Source organism: Ruegeria sp. ABV3_008, assembly GCF_056161185.1.
On record NZ_JBSWYP010000006.1, the window covers coordinates 74,662 to 93,779 of the forward strand.

General features: G+C 58.7%; 23 protein-coding genes. 7 read left to right on the plus strand and 16 right to left on the minus strand.

Annotated features, from left to right (window positions below; genetic code table 11):
- The first annotated feature begins 5 nt into the window (after nt 1-5).
- From cbiM to ACXAH8_RS11950, 4 genes are read left to right on the plus strand one after another with little or no spacing between them, the layout of a single operon-like run.
- Entirely contained in the window at nt 6-617 is a 612-nt protein-coding gene (gene cbiM, locus ACXAH8_RS11935; RefSeq protein WP_170659879.1) for a cobalt transporter CbiM, read from the plus strand.
- Nucleotides 614-1,186, plus strand: coding sequence for an Ig-like domain-containing protein (locus ACXAH8_RS11940; protein ID WP_475218679.1), 573 nt, complete (start codon nt 614-616; stop codon nt 1,184-1,186). Before cbiM ends, ACXAH8_RS11940 begins: the two co-directional genes overlap by 4 nt.
- Nucleotides 1,186-1,968, plus strand: a complete 783-nt coding sequence (gene cbiQ / locus ACXAH8_RS11945; RefSeq protein ID WP_475218681.1) for a cobalt ECF transporter T component CbiQ — start codon at nt 1,186-1,188, stop codon at nt 1,966-1,968. The genes ACXAH8_RS11940 and cbiQ overlap by 1 nt, the downstream gene beginning before the upstream one ends.
- On the plus strand, nt 1,965-2,615 hold the full coding sequence (locus ACXAH8_RS11950) for an energy-coupling factor ABC transporter ATP-binding protein (protein WP_475218683.1): 651 nt from the start codon (nt 1,965-1,967) through the stop codon (nt 2,613-2,615). The genes cbiQ and ACXAH8_RS11950 overlap by 4 nt, the downstream gene beginning before the upstream one ends.
- Before the next feature lie 105 nt (nt 2,616-2,720).
- Here ACXAH8_RS11950 and rplQ read toward each other — a convergent pair whose 3' ends face one another.
- The 12 genes from rplQ to dgcN all read right to left on the minus strand — a co-directional run bounded on the left by rplQ (nt 2,721) and on the right by dgcN (nt 12,769).
- Nucleotides 2,721-3,140 carry a 50S ribosomal protein L17 gene (rplQ, locus tag ACXAH8_RS11955; RefSeq protein WP_170334079.1) on the minus strand — a complete coding sequence of 140 codons (420 nt, stop codon included), beginning with the start codon at nt 3,138-3,140 and terminating at the stop codon, nt 2,721-2,723.
- Between the two features lie 118 nt (nt 3,141-3,258).
- On the minus strand, nt 3,259-4,275 hold the full coding sequence (locus ACXAH8_RS11960; protein ID WP_170377644.1) for a DNA-directed RNA polymerase subunit alpha: 1,017 nt from the start codon (nt 4,273-4,275) through the stop codon (nt 3,259-3,261).
- A 114-nt stretch (nt 4,276-4,389) separates the two neighbouring features.
- The gene (gene rpsK / locus ACXAH8_RS11965; protein WP_008757289.1) at nt 4,390-4,779 is read right to left on the minus strand and encodes a 30S ribosomal protein S11; all 390 of its coding nucleotides are present in this window, start codon (nt 4,777-4,779) and stop codon (nt 4,390-4,392) included.
- A 15-nt stretch (nt 4,780-4,794) separates the two neighbouring features.
- Entirely contained in the window at nt 4,795-5,163 is a 369-nt protein-coding gene (gene rpsM / locus ACXAH8_RS11970) for a 30S ribosomal protein S13 (RefSeq protein WP_170377641.1), read from the minus strand.
- A 207-nt stretch (nt 5,164-5,370) separates the two neighbouring features.
- Nucleotides 5,371-6,387 (minus strand): DUF1254 domain-containing protein, encoded by a 1,017-nt coding sequence (locus tag ACXAH8_RS11975; RefSeq protein WP_475218686.1) that lies wholly within the window; start codon nt 6,385-6,387, stop codon nt 5,371-5,373.
- A gap of 79 nt (nt 6,388-6,466) precedes the next feature.
- On the minus strand, nt 6,467-7,111 hold the full coding sequence (locus tag ACXAH8_RS11980; RefSeq protein WP_475218688.1) for an adenylate kinase: 645 nt from the start codon (nt 7,109-7,111) through the stop codon (nt 6,467-6,469).
- Nucleotides 7,108-8,472 (minus strand): preprotein translocase subunit SecY, encoded by a 1,365-nt coding sequence (secY, locus tag ACXAH8_RS11985; RefSeq protein ID WP_170555668.1) that lies wholly within the window; start codon nt 8,470-8,472, stop codon nt 7,108-7,110. Before secY ends, ACXAH8_RS11980 begins: the two co-directional genes overlap by 4 nt.
- Before the next feature lie 109 nt (nt 8,473-8,581).
- A complete protein-coding gene (rplO, locus tag ACXAH8_RS11990) occupies nt 8,582-9,055 on the minus strand; it encodes a 50S ribosomal protein L15 (protein WP_475218690.1) in 474 nt (157 codons plus the stop codon).
- Nucleotides 9,056-9,260: 205 nt separating this feature from the next.
- Nucleotides 9,261-9,476: a DUF1127 domain-containing protein gene (locus ACXAH8_RS11995; protein ID WP_170472137.1), complete on the minus strand. Its 216-nt coding sequence runs from the start codon at nt 9,474-9,476 to the stop codon at nt 9,261-9,263.
- Between the two features lie 388 nt (nt 9,477-9,864).
- Complete coding sequence (locus ACXAH8_RS12000) at nt 9,865-10,725, minus strand: D-amino-acid transaminase (RefSeq protein WP_475218693.1); 861 nt, start codon at nt 10,723-10,725, stop codon at nt 9,865-9,867.
- Between the two features lie 10 nt (nt 10,726-10,735).
- Nucleotides 10,736-11,701 carry an N-acetyl-D-Glu racemase DgcA gene (gene dgcA, locus ACXAH8_RS12005; RefSeq protein WP_475218695.1) on the minus strand — a complete coding sequence of 322 codons (966 nt, stop codon included), beginning with the start codon at nt 11,699-11,701 and terminating at the stop codon, nt 10,736-10,738.
- Between the two features lie 66 nt (nt 11,702-11,767).
- A complete protein-coding gene (gene dgcN / locus ACXAH8_RS12010) occupies nt 11,768-12,769 on the minus strand; it encodes an N-acetyltransferase DgcN (RefSeq protein WP_209254338.1) in 1,002 nt (333 codons plus the stop codon).
- 296 nt (nt 12,770-13,065) lie between these two features.
- On the opposite strand from dgcN, the gene ACXAH8_RS12015 reads away from it, so the two are divergent.
- Nucleotides 13,066-14,028 (plus strand): L-malyl-CoA/beta-methylmalyl-CoA lyase, encoded by a 963-nt coding sequence (locus ACXAH8_RS12015; protein WP_475218698.1) that lies wholly within the window; start codon nt 13,066-13,068, stop codon nt 14,026-14,028.
- A 53-nt stretch (nt 14,029-14,081) separates the two neighbouring features.
- On the opposite strand, the gene ACXAH8_RS12020 is transcribed toward ACXAH8_RS12015, so the two are convergent.
- Entirely contained in the window at nt 14,082-14,660 is a 579-nt protein-coding gene (locus ACXAH8_RS12020) for a PA14 domain-containing protein (protein WP_170377622.1), read from the minus strand.
- A gap of 107 nt (nt 14,661-14,767) precedes the next feature.
- Entirely contained in the window at nt 14,768-15,220 is a 453-nt protein-coding gene (locus ACXAH8_RS12025) for an Lrp/AsnC family transcriptional regulator (protein WP_475218700.1), read from the minus strand.
- A 73-nt stretch (nt 15,221-15,293) separates the two neighbouring features.
- On the opposite strand from ACXAH8_RS12025, the gene ACXAH8_RS12030 reads away from it, so the two are divergent.
- A complete protein-coding gene (locus ACXAH8_RS12030) occupies nt 15,294-15,890 on the plus strand; it encodes a LysE family translocator (protein WP_170472147.1) in 597 nt (198 codons plus the stop codon).
- Here ACXAH8_RS12030 and ACXAH8_RS12035 read toward each other — a convergent pair whose 3' ends face one another.
- Complete coding sequence (locus ACXAH8_RS12035; RefSeq protein ID WP_475218703.1) at nt 15,891-16,724, minus strand: AraC family transcriptional regulator; 834 nt, start codon at nt 16,722-16,724, stop codon at nt 15,891-15,893.
- Between the two features lie 123 nt (nt 16,725-16,847).
- Here ACXAH8_RS12035 and ACXAH8_RS12040 point away from each other — a divergent pair, with 123 nt between their 5' ends.
- Nucleotides 16,848-17,810: an acetyl-CoA carboxylase carboxyltransferase subunit alpha gene (locus ACXAH8_RS12040; RefSeq protein WP_475218705.1), complete on the plus strand. Its 963-nt coding sequence runs from the start codon at nt 16,848-16,850 to the stop codon at nt 17,808-17,810.
- Between the two features lie 4 nt (nt 17,811-17,814).
- On the opposite strand, the gene ACXAH8_RS12045 is transcribed toward ACXAH8_RS12040, so the two are convergent.
- Nucleotides 17,815-18,945: a lytic murein transglycosylase gene (locus tag ACXAH8_RS12045; protein WP_475218707.1), complete on the minus strand. Its 1,131-nt coding sequence runs from the start codon at nt 18,943-18,945 to the stop codon at nt 17,815-17,817.
- Nucleotides 18,946-19,118 lie beyond the last annotated feature (173 nt).

Sequence of the window (19,118 nt, forward strand, 5' to 3'; positions counted from 1 at the left end):
CACAGATGCACATCGTCGACGGAGCCCTGTCCAACCCGGTGGTCATCGGCGGAGCCGTTGCCGCCGCTGGTGGGGTCGCAATGGGCCTCAGGTCGCTGGATCTGGACCGCATCCCCACAGCAGGGGTGCTAGCGGCCAGTTTCTTCGTGGCCTCTCTGATCCACGTGCCGATTGGGCCGTCGTCGGTGCATCTGATCCTCAACGGTCTGGCCGGGCTTTTGCTTGGCTGGGCCGCCTTCCCGGCCCTGTTTGTGGGTCTGCTCCTGCAGGCAGTCTTTTTCGGCTTCGGCGGGCTTACGGTGCTGGGGATCAATACGCTTAACATCGCCTTTCCGGCCGTTCTGGCGGGGCTGCTGTTCCGCCCCCTGATCGGGCGCGGTTCGCCGGTCCATGGAGCGATTTGGGGTGGCATAGGTGGTGCCTTTGCCATTGCAGCCACGACCGTCATGGTGGGCATTTCATTGGCCCTTTCAGGGGACGAATTCCTCCCTGCCGCCAAGCTGGTCTTCTTTGCCCACATCCCGGTTATGATAGTCGAGGCCGTCCTGACCGGATTTGCCGTTCTTCTCGCGCGAAAAGTCAAACCTGAACTGTTCCTGACAAGGCCCGCCACATGAGAAAGATTGCGCTCATCCTGGCCCTATGCGCGGCCCCTCTGCCCGCGCTGGCCCATAAGGTGATTGCCGGAGTCTTTGCGTCCGGCGATGCGATCGAAGGGGAAATCGGCTTCTCCAACGGCACCATGGCGACCGATACCGAGGTCGTCGTGACCGATCCAAACGGGGTCGAGCTGGGTCGAGCCACGACCGACGCCGACGGGTTCTTCATCTACACACCCACCGCACCCGTCGCCCATACCTTCTTTGCCGACCTTGGCGCCGGTCACGTGGCCGAGGTCACCATGCCCGTCGAGGACGTCGCCAAGATCATGGGCGTCGCCGTCCAGAACACGCCGTCAGCGTCGCCAGCGCCTGCCTCGGGTGGTGTCAAAGTGGCCTCCCTCAGCGATGAGGAACGTCAGGCCATTGCGGCCGCCGTGCGTGACGAAATACGCCCCCTGCGCCGGGAAATCGCCGCCTATCGCGAACATAACGACCTCCAGACCATTCTGGGCGGCATCGGATACATCTTTGGCCTCTTCGGGCTGGGCTTCTACCTCGCGGCGCGGAGGAAACTCGCAGGCTGATGGCACACGTACTGGAACTACAGGAACGGACGCTGGCCGAGGCTGGCACGATCGGTCAACGAGGGTTGATTACCTCGCTTGATCCGCGCGTGCGCATCGTCATGTCTGTTTTGTTTGCGGTCGTTGTGGTCTCCCTATCCGCCCTGCCCGCGCTTGCGGCGGCGTTGATGATCGCGCTGGCTCTACTGGTGCTATCCCGACTGCCTTGGCACAAAATGCTCAAGCGGATGGCGATGATGGACAGTTTCATCATCTTCATGCTGGTCCTCCTGCCCTTCACGATGCCCGGCGACCCGATGTTTACCATCTGGGGGTTTCCAGCCAGCTGGCAGGGGCTCTGGAAAGCCGTGGAAATCGCGCTGACCGCCAACGCCGTGATCCTGACCGTAATGGTTCTGGTCGGCACAATGGAGCCTGTCACTCTGGGCCACGCCCTGCACCGGCTGCGCTGCCCGGAAACACTCGTGCATCTTTTGATGTTCACCATCCGCTACATCGATGTCCTACATGAGGAATATCAACGCCTCCGCGCCGCGATGAAAGTCCGAGGCTTCCGCCCCGGCACCAACTGGCACACCTACCGTAGCTTCGGCTACCTGGTCGGGATGATGCTGGTCCGGGCAATCGAACGGTCCGAGCGCATCCTCGGCGCGATGAAATGTCGGGGGTTTTCAGGCAAGATGCTGTTGCTGCAAGACTATAGCCTGACCCGCCGGGATATTGTCTTTGCTGCCGGGTTTGGAGGCCTCTGCCTCGCCCTGATCCTAGTGGAATTCGCATGACACTCATCGCGCTGGACGACATCTGCTTTGCCTATCCCGGACAAGCACCGGTTCTGAACGGCGCAAACCTGCGGCTGGAGCCCGGACAACGCCTGTCACTGACCGGCCCGAACGGGGCCGGGAAATCCACGCTTCTACGTATCACACTTGGTCTGCAGCGACCGTCCTCGGGTATGGTGACCGTCTTTGGCAAACCAAGGCAGGCCGAGGCCGATTTCCATGACGTGCGCCGCCATATCGGCCTTGTCTTTCAGGACCCCGACGACCAGTTGTTCTGTCCCACTGTGGCCGAGGACATTGCCTTTGGTCCACTGAACCTCGGCAAGACGCGCGACGAGGCCTTGGCAATCGTGGATCGCGTTCTCCGCGATCTCGACCTCATGCATCTGAAGGAACGAACCACGCATAAACTGTCAGGCGGGGAAAAGCGTCTGATCACGCTGGCAACGGTTCTGGCGATGGAGCCACAGGCCCTGCTGCTGGATGAGCCGACCAATGCGCTGGACACTAAAAACGAGGCGCGGTTGCTCGAAATCCTGCAATCTCTGCCTCAAGCTATCCTACTGGTCAGCCATTCTCCTGCATTTCGCGATGCGCTTGCCCCGGACAGACTGGAATTGCGAGACGGCAAGCTGGTCGCTGTATGAGAAAGCCTATTTTGGTCGCGCCGATGCAAGCAGTTTGCAAATGCGCAAAACAAAAAAACCCCGCGTCGAGGACACGGAGTTCTTTTTTGAAAGCTGTAGGCTTTCTTATTCTTCTGCGGCCTCTTCGGCTGCAACGCGGGCTTTGTCAGCCGCGCCTTTGGCGTCGACGTCACGATCAACGAATTCGATGATCGCCATCGGGGCCATGTCGCCATAGCGGAAGCCAGCTTTCAGGATGCGGACATAACCGCCCTGACGCTCCGCGTAACGGGGGCCCAGAACTTCGAACAGCTTTGCGACGTCTTTGTCTTCTTTCAGCTGTGCTGCGGCCTGACGACGAGCGTGCAGGTCGCCGCGCTTGCCCAGAGTGACCAGCTTTTCGATGATCGGGCGCAGTTCTTTTGCCTTGGGCAGAGTTGTTTTGATTTGCTCATGCTCAATGAGCGAGCCTGCCATGTTTGCAAACAGAGCTTTGCGGTGCTCATGAGTACGGTTCAGGCGGCGGTAACCACGTGCGTGACGCATTTTTCAGTTCCTATCTTGCGTTTTGCTTTGTCTGGCCGGCGATGCGTGTCACCGGCTCTCCTTGGGGCGGAAGTGCCCGTATTGTCCCCGGAAATCCCGGGCATTTGGGAAGACGCGCTTAAAACGCGTCTTCGAATTTCTTCGCCAGATCTTCGATGTTGTCGGGCGGCCAATCCTCGACATCCATGCCGAGGTGCAGACCCATGCCGGACAGCACTTCTTTGATCTCGTTCAGCGACTTTCGGCCGAAGTTCGGAGTGCGGAGCATCTCGGCTTCGGTCTTCTGGATCAGGTCGCCGATGTAAACGATGTTGTCGTTCTTCAGGCAGTTTGCCGAACGGACCGACAGCTCCAGCTCGTCGACTTTTTTCAGCAGCAGCGGGTTGAACTCCAGACCATCGTCTTCGTCCTGGCGGCCAGCCGATTCCGGCTCGTCGAAGTTGACGAAAATCGATAGCTGATCCTGCAGGATACGAGCCGCATAGGCCAGTGCATCTTCCGGAGTGATCGAGCCATCAGTTTCGATCTTCAGGGTCAGCTTGTCATAGTCCAGAACCTGACCTTCACGGGTCGGCTGAACGTCATAGGCAACCTTCTTGACCGGCGAGTAGATCGCGTCGATCGGGATCAGGCCGATGGGTGCATCTTCAGGCTTGTTCTTCTCAGCCGAGACGTAGCCCTTGCCGGTGTTTACGGTCAGTTCCATGAACAGGTCGGCGCCATCATCCAGGTGGCAGATGACGTGATCACGGTTCAGAACCTCGATGCCCGCGCTTTCGCTAATGTCACCAGCGGTGACAACTGCGGGGCCTTTGGCATTGATCGACAGGCGCTTGGGGCCTTCGACTTCCATGCGCAGCGATACGCCTTTGAGGTTCAGGATGATGTCGGTGACGTCTTCACGTACGCCCGCAACCGAGGAGAACTCGTGCAGGACGTTGTCGATTTGAACGCTGGTGATGGCCGCACCTTGCAGCGAGCTCATCAGAACGCGGCGCAGCGCGTTGCCCAGTGTCAGACCAAAGCCACGCTCCAGCGGTTCAGCAACCAGGGTTGCCTGACGCGCAGGGTCGTTGCCCGGCTTGCCGTCCAGCTGGGTCGGCTTGATCAATTCTGCCCAATTCTTGTGGATCATGTAATCCCTCCATTCCTGTCCGCGCCCCATGACCAACAAGGTGCAGACGCCCGAGGTTCAAAATGACATGCTGGGGCCGCGCAAAAACGCAGCCCCAGCTGAATTCAAAATCGCTTAGACGCGGCGGCGCTTCGGCGGGCGGCAGCCGTTGTGAGCGATCGGAGTCACGTCGCGGATCGACGTGATGTTGAAGCCCACGGCAGCCAGTGCACGCAGAGCCGATTCACGACCCGATCCGGGGCCCTGAACTTCGACTTCTAGCGTCTTGACGCCATGTTCCTGCGCCTTCTTTCCTGCATCTTCTGCAGCCATCTGAGCGGCGTAGGGTGTCGATTTCCGAGACCCTTTGAAGCCCATTGTACCAGCAGACGACCACGAAATGGCGTTGCCCTGTACGTCCGAGATCAGGATCTTGGTGTTGTTGAAGGTCGAGTTCACATGGGCGACGCCCGATGCGATGTTCTTACGCTCTTTGCGCTTAACGCGAGTCTTATCACGTGCCATAAGTCAGACCCTCCCTTATTTCTTCTTACCAGCGATGGCCTTTGCGGGGCCTTTGCGGGTACGAGCGTTGGTGTGGGTGCGCTGACCGCGAACCGGCAGGTTGCGGCGGTGACGCAGACCGCGGTAGCAGCCCAGATCCATCAGGCGCTTGACGTTCATTTGAACTTCACGACGCAGGTCACCTTCGACGGTGAAGTTTTCGTCGATGAATTCGCGGATTTTCAGAACTTCGGCGTCGGACAGTTCGTTGACGCGACGGGTCGCTTCAATGCCCACGGCTTCGCAGATCGCTTTGGCCGAGGTGTTGCCGATTCCGGTGATATATGTGAGGGCGATTGGTACCCGCTTTGCAGTCGGGATGTTTACGCCGGCAATACGTGCCACGTGTCACTTTCCTTTTCGTTGCGGTTCCGTAACTCCAGAACCTTTTTTCACAACGCCTAACCGTGGCAGTGTCGCCAGAGGGCTCAGCATTTTATGATATGATCATGTGAACGGAATACCCGCGCACAATTCGATTCTCTTCCGAGATAGCGTCAATTAGTGTCGCGCGACCCGCGCGTCAAGCGCAGATCGCATATTGATCCTGATTTACTCCGCAAGCTCGATTTCAGGGAAGGTCCAGCTCCCGTCGATCACTTCGGGCGCGGGTTGGTAGAGACGCACGGTATAGTTCCATCCCTCCATGATCGGTAGGCAATTCACACGGCCGTCGTCGCAACCACCGAAATGAACCGTCATCGACGCATCCGGGTTACTGTCGCCCATCACCGAGTTGATCACGTAGACACCCAGACCGTTCTCTTCAAAGAACCCCGCCGCGTTATACAGGCTGACCGACCAGAACGCGCCAACCGGCACCTTTGCGGGAACTTCAAGCTTGTACGCTCCCAGCTCCAGTCCAGGTTCGACGTTCAGATAGAAGGCCTGCGCCTCTGGCAAGCCACCCCAGCCGAACGCTGTTCCCAGAAGGTGGCGCACAGGGTCAACCGTCTCTTTCGAACCGAATGTGCCAGTACTGTCTGGCGAGAAACGGGCAAGCTCCAACGCGGCGCTCAACACCTCTTCAAACGCATCCTTGTCGTAATGCGCTTCGTCGAAAAGACGCGCGGAATTGGCCTGCAGCGTGACCCCGTCCTGCAACGCGGTCACTTCGGCTACATCTGCGGGGTCCTCCGAGTCGACGAGGTATCGAAACAACAGCGCCACGTAGGGCGTATCGAACTTGTCGACCGTCAGCTCATAAGTGCCACCGCCCAGAAACACATCATTGACGTAGTGATCCTGATTGACCACCTGCACCGAGACATAGCGATCCCAGGTCTCCGGCACGGTCAGCACAGCGCCATCCGAGATATCGACGACGGCCATGCTATAGAGCGTATCCCGGTTCATGCGGATCGTCGGCTGCATATCCAGCGGTGTAGGCTCGCGCACATGAAACAGCGTGTTGACGCCGCCCGACTGCGCTAGGTACTTCCGAAATTCGATATCTGTCGCCGCACGGACAAAGTTGTCGATGGTCACCGGCGTCGATTCTGCACAAGCACCGATTGCTGCCATAGTCAGAGCGGACGTCGCCGCAAGCGTTTTAAGCGATAGGCTCATAGCTATCTCCCAACGAAAAATGCGCGCGTTGGCCGAAGTGATACCTCGTCAAACGCACGCATTCAATTGTCAAGATATGTTACCTCAGGGCAGCTTCGATCGCGCCTTGAACCTCTTCGATTTCGCCCAGACCGTTGATCTTGGTCAGTTGACCCTTGGCATAATAGTAGCCGATCAGCGGTGAGGTTTTCTTGTAGTACTCCATCAAGCGGGTCTTGAGGCTTTCCTCATTGTCATCCGCGCGGCGCTTGAAGTCATTCTCTTTGCCGCAATTGGAGCATTTGCCGTCCGCAGGAATCGGCTTTGTGATGTCGTTGTAGACCTCGCCACAGCCACCACATGTCGAGCGCGCGGTGATCCGTTCGACCAGAGCGGCGTCGTCGACTTCCATCTCGATCACGGCATCCAGGCTATTGCTGGTGCTGTCCAGCAACTCACCCAGCGCGTCGGCCTGTGCCAGTGTGCGCGGGAAGCCGTCAAAGATGAAACCGCCCTCTGCGCCTGCGTCCAGCTTTTCACGGATCAGGCCGATCACGATCTCGTCGGTCACAAGCTGCCCTTTGGCCATAACCTCGGCCACACGGTTGCCCATCTCGGTGCCGCTATCCTTGGCCTCGCGAAGCATATCACCAGTGCTGAGCTGCACCATGCCGCGTGTTTCGACCAGATGACGCGCCTGGGTACCTTTACCGGCACCCGGGGGGCCAAGCAGAATGATATTCATCGACGAGCAGCTCCCTTTCTGCCGCGTTTCTTGCCTTTGCCGCGCAGTTGGGACTTTTCGATAAGCCCTTCATATTGGTGCGCCAACAGGTGGCTCTGAACCTGTTGGATCGTGTCCATGGTTACAGAGACGATAATCAGAACCGAGGTGCCACCGAAGTAGAACGGGATGGCAAACTGGTTCCGAACGATTTCTGGTAGCAGACAGACCAGCGCGAGGTAGGCAGAACCCAGCACCAGAACGCGATTGACCACGTATTCGAGATACTCGGCGGTTTTCTTGCCGGGGCGGATGCCGGGCACAAAACCGTTCTGCTTTTTAAGGTTGTCGGCCACGTCATCCGGTTTGAAAGAGACGTTGAACGTATAGAAATACGCGAAGAACACGATCATCGACGCGAAGAACAGCAGATAGAGCGGCTGTCCCGGACCAAAGTTCGCCAGCAGCCACGACATGACCGGACCGTTGGCCGCACCCGACGAGAAGGTCGAGATCGTAACCGGCAGCAACAGCAGCGAGCTGGCAAAGATCGCGGGGATAACGCCCGACGGGTTGACCTTGACCGGCAGGTGGCTCGAGCCGCCTTCGTAAACCTTCATACCGGCCTGACGGCGCGGGTATTGAATGTGGATCTTGCGCAAGGCCCGTTCCATGAACACCACAAAGGTGATCACGACGATGACCATCAGGATCACACCAACGATCACGGCCGGGCTGATTGCGCCCGAACGACCCGAGGCAAAGAACTGAGCCAGAGCGGCCGGAACCTCGGCGATGATACCGACGAAGATGATCAGAGAGATCCCATTGCCGATGCCGCGCGCAGTGATCTGCTCACCCAGCCACATCAGGAACATGGTACCGCCGACCAGAGTGATCATGGTCGACATGCGGAAGAACAAGCCCGGATCGGTCGCCAGGTCGCCCGATTCCAGCGAAACGGCCAGACCATAGGCCTGCACGGTGGCCAGCGCCACAGTACCGAAACGGGTGTATTGGTTGATCTTTTTGCGCCCCTGCTCTCCCTCTTTCTTGAGTTGCTCGAGCGCGGGAACCATAGAAGTCAGCAGCTGCACGATGATCGAGGCCGAGATATAGGGCATGATGCCGAGGGCAAAGATACCCATTCGACCCAGCGCCCCGCCGGTGAACATCGAAACCATACCGCCGATGCCTTGCCCCGCTTGCTCCATGAATTCACGCAGCGCTTGTCCGTCAATGCCCGGCACCGGAATGAAAGTGCCAAGGCGATAAACGATCAACAAACCCAGTGTGAACAGGATGCGGTTGCGCAGATCGGTGGCTTTGCCAAGGGCAGACCAGCTTGTGTTGGCTGCCATTTGTTCTGCTGCTGATACCATAAATCGGTCTCTCTTATGAAAACACCGCCCAGAACCGTTTTCCGGCTCGGGCGGCGTCTGGGAAAACTTAGTGCTCTATGTAAGCGGGTCTTCGCCCGCTCACAAGCGCTTACTCTGCCGCAGCAGCTTTTGTGACCGTCAGTGAGCCGCCCGCTTTTTCAACTGCCTCAACGGCAGCTTTCGAAGCACCTGTCACTTCGAGGTTCAGCTTGGCGCTAACTTCGCCTTTCGCCAGAACGCGGATACCGTCCAGCTTGCGACGAACCAGACCCGAGGCAACCAGAGCGTCCTCGGTGATCGCAGCCGATGTGTCCAGCTTCCCGGCGTCGACGAATTTCTGGATCAGGCCCAAGTTGATAACGGCGAATTCCTTGCGGTTCGGCTTGTTGAAGCCACGCTTGGGAAGACGCTGGTACAGCGGCATCTGGCCGCCTTCGTAGCCGTTGATGGCCACACCCGAACGGGATTTCTGACCTTTGATACCACGGCCACCCATTTTACCCTTGCCGGAGCCCGGACCACGGCCAACGCGGGTCCGTTTCGGTGCGGCGCCTGGGTTATCGCGCAATTCGTTCAGTTTCATATCGCTTCTCCTAAGCCGGAAGTGACCCCGAAGCGTGATGGGCCAAACACGGCGTTTCTTGGTTTTGATTCTCGTGGACGCAATGCCACCGGGGCGCTCTACAGCTTTGTGGCCCGCGTTGCAAGTGGCGCGTGGATGCGTGGCCCGCCAAACGCAAAAGAGACGCCCAGAAGGACGCCTCTTCGCGTGTGAGTGGTGGGGTAGGTCAGGCGCAGTAAGCGTGCTTGTGCGCAATATCAGCGATATCGCAGCGACGGACTCCGATATCGTCCAGCTCGCGATTGCTGAGCCGCTGCAGTTCGGAGTAGGTCCGCTGGTATTCGGCAGCCCGAGCCCGCGCGACTTTGATGCGTTCAATAAGTGCGGAAACGCGTGCGCCGAAATTGAAGGTCGAGGGGGTGAGTGTTGCAGTATGTGCCATTTTCTTTCCTTTCAGACCGAGGCGTATTCCCCGGCAAATTTTGTGTTCCTTTTGGATACAGCGAGCAGATAGGAAGAGGTCGCGCGGCCAACAACGCCAGTTACGGTCTAGCCGCTATGCAAGGCGGACATATCCGACACTGATTGGAAGGCGATCGGCGAAAAACCCCTGCAATGACCAGCCGACCTTGCTGACCATGCAATTCGCGCAGGCTTACATGACCGCTGGGCACTTCATGCGCGCAGGACAACCGCAGAATGCAGGGAAATCGCGGATCGGGTCAGAACTCAGAGCAATTAAAGTTCTTGCACGGATTGGTTGGCCCTGCTTGCGGCCAACCAATGTGTATTATTCAGAGCCTTACACAAAAGGCCCTGATCCAGCGAGTTTAAACCGCCGCTTTGCGGCTTTCGTCCAGATAGATCTCGCGCAGGCGTTTGGCGATAGGGCCCGGGGTGCCATTGCCCAGCGCCACGCCATCAATCTCAACCACCGGCATGACAAAGGCGCTGGCCGAGGTGGTGAAGGCCTCGTCCGCCTCTTTTGCTTCGTCGATAGTGAATAGGCGTTCCTCGACCTCCATCTGCGCTTCGGCAGCCATGCGCAGAACGGCCTTGCGAGTGATACCGTGCAGGATGTCATTCGACAGCGGACGGGTGACGATCTTGCCGTTCTTCACAAAATAGGCGTTGTTGCTGGTGCCCTCGGTGACATGACCGTCTTCGATCATCCACGCATCATCACACCCGGCCGCCTTGGCCATCATCTTGCCCATCGACGGGTAGAGCAGCTGCACGGTTTTGATGTCACGACGTCCCCAACGGATATCCTCGATCGAGATGATCTTGGCGCCCTTTTGCGCTGCAGGGCTATCCGCCAGACCCGGCTTGTTTTGCGTGAACAGAACCAGCGTCGGTTTGGTGTCGGCGGAGGGGAACACAAAATCCCGGTCACCATCGCTGCCGCGTGAGACCTGCAGATAGACCAGACCTTCGTCAATCTCGTTCAACTCGACTAGCTTGCGGTGGATCTCCAGCAGTTCATCCTTGGTACAGGGCTCGGCCATCTGCAGCTCGTCCAAAGAACGTTTCAGGCGCACCGCGTGGCCCTCAAAGTCGATCAGCTTGCCATCCAGAACGCTGGTCACCTCATAGACGGCATCTGCCATCAGGAAACCACGGTCAAAAATGGAGACCTTGGCCTCGGTTTCGGGCAGGTATTCGCCATTCACGTAAACGGTGCGGGTCATGTCACTCTCCTCAGCCCCAGAGGTCCACGCTAGGCGGATGCACTCCGGCGTCGTCAAAAATCAGCGGGTTGGTGCGGTCTTCGGCCAACAGAAGCGGGCCGTCAAGGTCTGTCACCATCGCACCCTGCGCCAGCAATGTCGCAGGGGCCATGGCCAGAGAGCTGCCCACCATGCATCCGACCATAACCTTGTAGCCCTCAGCCAACGCCGCCTCACGCAGCAGCAAGGCCTCAGTCAGACCACCGGTCTTGTCGAGCTTGATGTTCACCACATCATACTTGCCCTTTAGTTTGGGCAGGCTGGTCCGGTCATGGCAGGATTCGTCAGCACAGACAGGCACCGGACGTTCCATTCCGACCAGCGCGTCATCCTCGCCTGCGGGCAGCGGTTGTTCGACCAATTCCACGCCCAGCCGAACTAGATGAGGTGCCAGATCCGCATAAACCTCAGCCGACCAACCTTCGTTGGCATCAACAATGATCTTGGATTTCGGCGCACCCGCACGCACGGCCTCCAACCGGGGCATATCGTCCGGTGTGCCCAGCTTGATCTTCAAAAGCGGCCGATGCGCGTTTTCTGCTGCCTGCTTTTGCATCGCCTCGGGCGTCGCCAGAGACAGGGTATAGGCCGTGATTTCAGGACCCGGAGCTGGCAGACCGGCCAAGTCCCAAGCGCGCTTGCCCGCACGCTTGCACTCCAGATCCCAAAGAGCGCAGTCCACAGCGTTCCGCGCGGCCCCGGCGGGCAGCAGGTCCGTCAGCGATTGCCGCGTGAACTCGGCAGGCAGCGCCACGATTTCAGCTTCGACCGACTCGAGCGTTTCGTCATAGCGCGCATAAGGCACGCATTCGCCCCAGCCCTGATGGGTTCCGTCCGAAATTCGAACCGTCAGAACCTTTGCTTCGGTCCGCGACCCGCGCGAGATGGTAAACACCTGCGCCAGCCGAAACACATCACGAGCGACCTCAACCTGCACGCGCCTGCTCCTTCATCTTTTCAAAAATATCCCCGCCGGAGGCGATCCTCCGGCGGGTTTCTTTGATCACAGAGCGGACAGAGCATCCACCAGTTTTCCCGCACCAAAGCGGTAAGGGTCGGTGGTGGGCAGGCCCATCTCTTCCTCGACCTTGGCCAGATAGGCCTTGGCCTCGTCCTCGCTAAGGTGCTGAGTGTTGACCGAGATGCCAGCAACTTGGCAAGCTGGATTGCCAACCCGCGCCAGTGGTAGTGCGGTGTCGCGCAGCTGCTGCAGCGTCGGCAGCGAATACTCGGGCAGGCCGCGCATATGGGTCCGGGTCGGCTCATGGCACAGGATCAACGCATCAGGCTGACCGCCATGGACCAGCGCCATGGTGACGCCCGAATAGGACACGTGATACAAAGAGCCCTGCCCCTCAATGTGATCCCAGTGATCATCGTCATTGTCAGGCGTCAAGTACTCGACCGCACCCGCCATGAAATCCGCAACAACCGCGTCGAGCGGAACACCTTGGCCGGTGATCAGAATACCGGTCTGACCGGTGGCGCGGAAAGTGGACTTCAAGCCGCGCTTGCGCATCTCGGCATCCATCGACATCGCCGTATACATCTTGCCCGCCGAGCAATCGGTGCCAACAGCCAGGCAACGCTTGCCGCTGCGTTTCTTGCCGTTTGCGATTGGGTATCCAACGGTCGGCACGCGCACATCGTGCAGGGTGCAGCCGTGGGTCTGAGCGGCCGCAACCAGATCGCCTTCGTCCCGCAACAGGTTGTGCAGGCCCGACGCGATGTCGTAGCCCATTTCCAACGCCTCGATCAGAACGGTTTTCCAGGCCTCGCTGATCACGCCGCCGCGGTTGGCAACACCGATCACCAACGTCTTCGCGCCGGCCTCTTTCGCCTCGGCCAAAGTCATGTCGGTCATACCCAGATCGGCCTTGCAGCCCTCCATACGGTACTGGCCTACGGCGTTTTCCGGACGCCAGTCACGGATGCCGATGGCAACTTTGGCGGCCAACTGGTCGGGCGCATCGCCCAAAAACAACAGATACGGTGTCTCGATCATTGCATCGCACTCCTTTGATTCCGCGCCAAACTAAAGAACCACGTGAACGAGCGTTTCGCGAATTTTCACCACATACGTCCCCTTACCAATATTTTTTCGCGCGCTTTGACGTCTGGTCGCAAAATTCTTCGAAGTTTTTAAACTGAACAAACTTTAAGCGCCCGCGAACTGCGCCTTGCGCAAGAAATGCTGCGCGCGCATTGCCGCATCTGCACAATGACCCTTGCGCCGCATTGCGCAATTTAATATCCCGAACGAGAACCAAAACGTAACTTCATTACTCTTGCGAGGTCCCGATGAGTTTCCGCATCCAACCCGCCGCTCCGGCGCGGCCAAACCGTTGCCAGTTGTTCGGCCCCGGCTCGAACACCAAGCTGTTCCCGAAGATGGCGGCCTCTGCTGCGGATGTGATCAACCTGGATCTTGAGGATTCGGTTGCACCCTCTGACAAGGACGTCGCCCGCGCCAATGTCATCGAAGCGCTGAACTCCGTCGATTGGGGCAACAAATACATGTCCGTGCGGATCAACGGGCTGGATACGCCCTATTGGTACCGCGATGTGGTGGACGTTCTGGAACAGGCCGGAGACCGCCTTGACCAGATCATGATCCCCAAGGTCGGCTGCGCGGCGGATGTCTACGCCGTCGACGCTCTGGTCACCGCAATTGAGCGCGCCAAGGGTCGGAGCAAGCCGATCTCGTTCGAGGTGATCATCGAATCCGCGGCCGGCATTGCCCATGTCGAGGAAATTGCAGCCTCATCGCCCCGGATGCAGGCGATGAGCTTGGGTGCTGCGGATTTCGCCGCTTCCATGGGCATGCAGACCACAGGGATCGGTGGCACGCAAGAGAACTACTACATGCTTCGCGAAGGTGAAAAGCATTGGTCAGACCCATGGCATTGGGCACAGGCAGCCATCGTCGCCGCGTGCCGCACCCATGGCGTTCTACCGGTCGACGGACCCTTTGGTGATTTCAGCGACGATGATGGCTATATCGCACAGGCCAAACGCTCGGCCACTTTGGGTATGGTCGGCAAATGGGCGATCCACCCCAAGCAGATAGCACTGGCCAATCAGGTCTTCACCCCGTCGGACGAGGCGGTCTCCGAGGCCCGCGAAATCCTGGCCGCGATGGAACAGGCCAAGGCCAACGGTGAAGGGGCCACTGTCTACAAAGGCCGTCTGGTCGACATCGCGTCGATAAAACAGGCCGAGGTCATCGTGGCGCAATCCGAGCTGATCGCAGCGAACGGTTAAACTAAAAATGAAAGAGCGCCAATTTGGCGCTCTTCCTACTGCAGGTACTGCTTTCAGCGGCCGAACGCGCTGTCAGGTGTCCAAGTAAAGTCTTCGCCCTGCTTGCCCCATTTCATCATCAAACAAGAAGTGCCGAGCTTCTGAAAGTAGACGATGTGAAGTGGGTACCATCCGGCTTTCGGAACCTCGACTTCGGTTCTTTGGTTGGCCTCGCAACCCTGAATGCCCCTAACAAACCCGATTTGTTGCCCTCCGACAAATGCCTCGAGCCCATCATTGGACCATGTTTCAAGCTCATAAATGCCAGGGGAATCAAAGCGAATGTAGCCGTTGATATCAGCCACGACGTTGACGGATTCCCCGAAAGTCAGAACAGGGTCACCCTTGTTAGTGTCTCGGTAGTCTAATCCAAGCAGAGGTGTGCCGACTTCGGCATTAGGCAGTAAGGACTTGGCGTGGCTCAGATCGCGAATTTTGCGCTGCGTTCCGTTCCATGCATATTTCACATTGAGGCCGGATTGCACATTGCCAGGTTGCGGGTTAGCCGGTTCCAGCTTGAGCGGCGCCGCCCCGACGTGTCCAGCAAGAATGGTTAGCGCGGACGCGATCAACCCAATTTGAAGATGGTTCATAGTGGTCTCCCAGTATACGCGCCCATTTTGCCTTGGGCGTCTTTGCCAAAGACCCTAAGACCTGAGCTTTTACCTCGCAAGGGTGTGATGCCAGCGCGAAAGGCAAGCTACGCTCTCAAATCCTTCGGCGAACCCATGACCACATATGACGTGATCGAAGTGACATGGGGAAGTGTTCCCAGCACATCGGTGTGAAAAATCTTGTACGACGGAAGGTCCGCGCATTCCACGCGCAAAAGGTATTCGATCGTGCCGGTGATATTGTGGCATTCAACCACTTCGGGCGCGCGCTGCAAGGCCCGTTCAAACCCTTCCTGAGCGGCTTTTGTATGCTCTCCCAGACCAACGCCGATATAGGCGACAAACCCCTTGCCAAGCGCGGTCGGGTCCAGAATAGCGCGGTAACCGGTGATGACTCCGGCCTTCTCCAACTCTTGCACGCGACGCAAACAGGCCGAGGGAGATAGCCCGACACGATCTGCCAGCTCAAGATTGCTGATGCGCCCGTCCGTCGAGAGTTCGCGCAATATTTCGCGGTTTATACGATCCATCTTAGTCATTAGTTGCCAAACTAGGTCATTTACGCACAATAACGCAATTTCATTTGTGCCATTTGCGGTAAACATCCCTCGCATGACCTACGACATCCTTCTGGCCCTGATCGCGTTTGCCTTCGTCTCGTCCATTACGCCGGGACCGAACAACTTGATGCTGATGGCATCTGGCGCCAATTTCGGCTTTCGGCGCACGATTCCTCATATGCTGGGAATCGGGCTTGGTTTTACCTTCATGGTGCTTCTGGTGGGCGCGGGTCTGGTGCAGGTGTTCAACCAATACCCGGTCAGCTACACGGTGCTGAAGGCAGCCTCGGTCGCGTATCTGTTGTATCTGGCGTGGAAAATCGCGCATGCCGCTCCGGCCGAGAAAGGCGCTGAGGTGGGCACGCCGATGAGCTTTTTACAGGCCGCCGCCTTTCAATGGGTCAACCCAAAGGCCTGGGCGATGGCGCTGACCGCGACGACGGCCTATGCGCCAGGGCAGACCTTCAATGTCATCATCATCGTTGCGCTTGTGTTCGGAGCGGTCAACTTACCCTCAGTCAGCACCTGGACGGTTCTGGGGCAGCAAATGGCGCGGGTCCTGACGAATCCGCGCCGGTTGGTGGTGTTCAACTGGACAATGGCAGCCCTGCTTGTGGCCTCGCTCTATCCGGTGTTGTGGCCGAGCTGATCACTTCAGCGGCAGGCAGATCTCGGTTACTAGATCTTCTGGCGCAGTATCGCGCGGATCGTTGAGGTAGATCTCGTAACAGGGTTGATCTGCTGGCTCTTCCCCTGACTCAGGCAACCAATTCCCGAACAGACTGTGGTAGGCAGCCTCTAGGCCAGAATAGGGCCCTTTGTAGGTTAGCACCGCTGTCTTTCCCCCGGCGATCTGCACGTCCTCCATCCCATCGGGAGTACCTTTCCCACGGAATTCGGCCCCGGCATAGCTGCGCAACTGATCCTCTGACACCTCATCTGGGCTGTCAAAGTAGATACCCACGACAGGGCCAACTTGCGGCCAAAGCTGACGGGATTCGCACAGCGCGCCGAACGCTTCAAAGCTTTTGCCAATTTCGGAATATGCGCCTTTGTGCGGAAGGGCGATCACGCGGCGGGCGGGTTCGGTTCGGGTGGTCACGGGATGCATCGGATATCCTCCGGTTTTGAAGTTTGGATGGGCTGGCAGAAACTGACCGGCTTTGCGAAAAGCGGCAGGGCTGCTGCCATAGGCCTCGGTAAAGGCCCGGATGAAAGAGTTCGGGTTGGGGTAGCCAACGGAATGCGCAACCTGCGAAACCGAGCTGTCTGACCGGACCAGCTGGACCGCAGCACGGTGAAGCCGTATCCGACGCACCGCCTGGGCGCAGGTCTCGCCTGTCAACGCGCGGAATACGCGATGCCAGTGGAACCGCGACATCGCGGCGACATCAGCCAGCGCATCCAGTGACAAATCCCCATCGGGGTGTTCGTGGATATAGGTCAGCACCCGCAGGATGCGGTCCTCGTAACTGGTTGCCATGTGGCATCCCTTCCTTCTCTCTGCCCAATCGTGGTCGCATAATCGGCTCTCACAAATCTTGCTGAGTTGCATCCCAAGCGACCACGCGTCATATAGCAGGGAACTTCCGCGTTGAGAGGCGTCATGACCCAGTATCTGGATTTCGAAAAACCGCTGGCCGAGATCGAAGGCAAAGCAGAAGAGCTGCGCGCCCTGGCCCGCGCAAATGAAGAGATGGATGTGGCCGAGGAAGCCTCAGCTCTGGACGCCAAAGCCGCCAAGCTGCTGGATGAGCTGTATGCCGATCTGACCCCCTGGCGGAAATGTCAGGTCGCACGTCACCCCGAGCGGCCTCATTGTCAGGATTATGTCAAAGAGCTTTTTACCGAATTCACTCCACTGGCCGGGGATCGTAACTTTGCCGACGATCTGGCTGTGATCGGCGGGCTGGCCCGGTTCTACGACCAGCCGGTGATGGTGATCGGCCATGAAAAAGGTTCGGATACCAAGTCGCGGATCGAGCGGAATTTCGGCATGGCCCGCCCTGAAGGCTACCGCAAAGCCGTCCGCCTGATGGAGATGGCCGGGCGCTTTGGTCTGCCGGTCGTGACCCTGATCGACACCGCAGGGGCCTATCCCGGCAAGGGCGCGGAAGAGCGTGGCCAGTCCGAGGCGATTGCACGTTCGACCGAGATGTGCCTGAAAATCGGAGTGCCTCTGGTTTCGGTCATCATCGGCGAAGGTGGCTCTGGCGGGGCTGTGGCCTTTGCCACCGCGAACCGCGTCGCGATGCTGGAGCATTCGGTCTATTCGGTGATTTCACCCGAAGGCTGCGCCTCGATCCTTTGGAAGGACGCCGAAAAGATGCGCGAGGCTGCCGAGGCGCTGCGCCTGACCGCGCAGGACCTTTACAAGCTGGGTGTCTGCGACCGCATCATCACCGAGCCCAAAGGCGGGGCCCATCGGGATCGCCCTGCCGCGATTGAATCGGTCCGCGCCGCCATCGCCGCCATGTTGAAAGAATTGGACGGTAAGGATGCTGCAGCCCTGATCAAGGACCGCCGTCAGAAGTTCCTGGATATAGGTTCAAAAGGGCTGGCGGCGTAAACCGTCAGCCGCCCAACCGGCGAAACAGTTCAACCGAAGGCTTGCCGGTGACCGGCAGACCATTGGCGCGCTGATAGCCGCTGATCGCGGCTTCGGATTTCTTGCCAATCACCCCGTCCGCGCCTTCGGTATCGAACCCGGCCGAGGTCAGGCGGCGTTGCAGCTCTTTGCGGTCTTCCAGCGTGAGCCCTGTTTCATCCGGTCCGAACGACGCCTTGAACGGGCCACCTCCGGCGATTCTGTCGGAAAGATGGCCCACACCGATCGCATAGCTGTCCGAGTTGTTATAGCGTTTGATCACGTTGAAATTGCGGAACACGGCGATCTTTGGGCCGGGAACCTGCGGCTGCAAGACCGCGACGGGCGTGCCGGAAACGGTGCCGACCTCTCCGCCCCAGGGCTGACCACGCACCCAACCCGCGCGGGCCAGATAGGCAGCGGTTGAAGCCAGTGAGTCCGACGGATCCTCGGACCAGATATCGCGTCGCCCATCACCGGTGAAATCGACCGCATAAGCCAGATACGAGGTCGGAATGAACTGCGTATGCCCCATCGCGCCCGCCCAGCTGCCGGTCATGTTGTCCGCCGAGGTGTCGCCCGCCTGAATAATCTGTAAGGCCGCGATCAATTGCTTTTCGAAAAACGCACCGCGCCGCCCGTCATAGGCCAAGGTCGAGGTTGCCGAGATCACCGGCACATCACCGCGGCGCGCGCCATAGCGGCTTTCCAGCCCCCATACGGCCACGACGACCTCTTTGTCGACGCCATATTGCGCCTCGATCTGCGACAGAACACCGTTATGGCGTTGCAGCATCTTTTTACCGGTACTGATCCGCTCATCCGAGGCAGCGATGGCCAAATAGTCCTCAAGCGAGCGTTTGAACTCGACCTGATTGCGGTCCCGTTCGATCACGCCGGGCAGATAGCCTGCCCCCTGAAAAGCGCGGTTCAGCGTGGATTGTGAGATGCCCTGTGAGGAAGCGCGGGATTTGAAACCCGCCACCCAGGCATCGTAACCCGCATTGGAAACAGGCTGCATTCGGGATGCAGGCGCGCGCGCCGGAATGGTCGCATCACTGCACGCCGCCAAAAACGCCGCACCGAGGCCGAGTGAAAAACTGCGTCTATTGATCATGACTGAAATCTGCTCTGGTTTGTGATTTGCCCCAGCGTAGCGTAGTCCGCGCCCGCAAACCAGAACGACTGACCCCTTCGGTAGCCGACTGGGCAAGTCGGCAATTGGCCGCCTAAAGCATTTTGCGTTTCACTTTGGGGAGGACCATCGAAATGCGCGTCGACCCTAGGGCG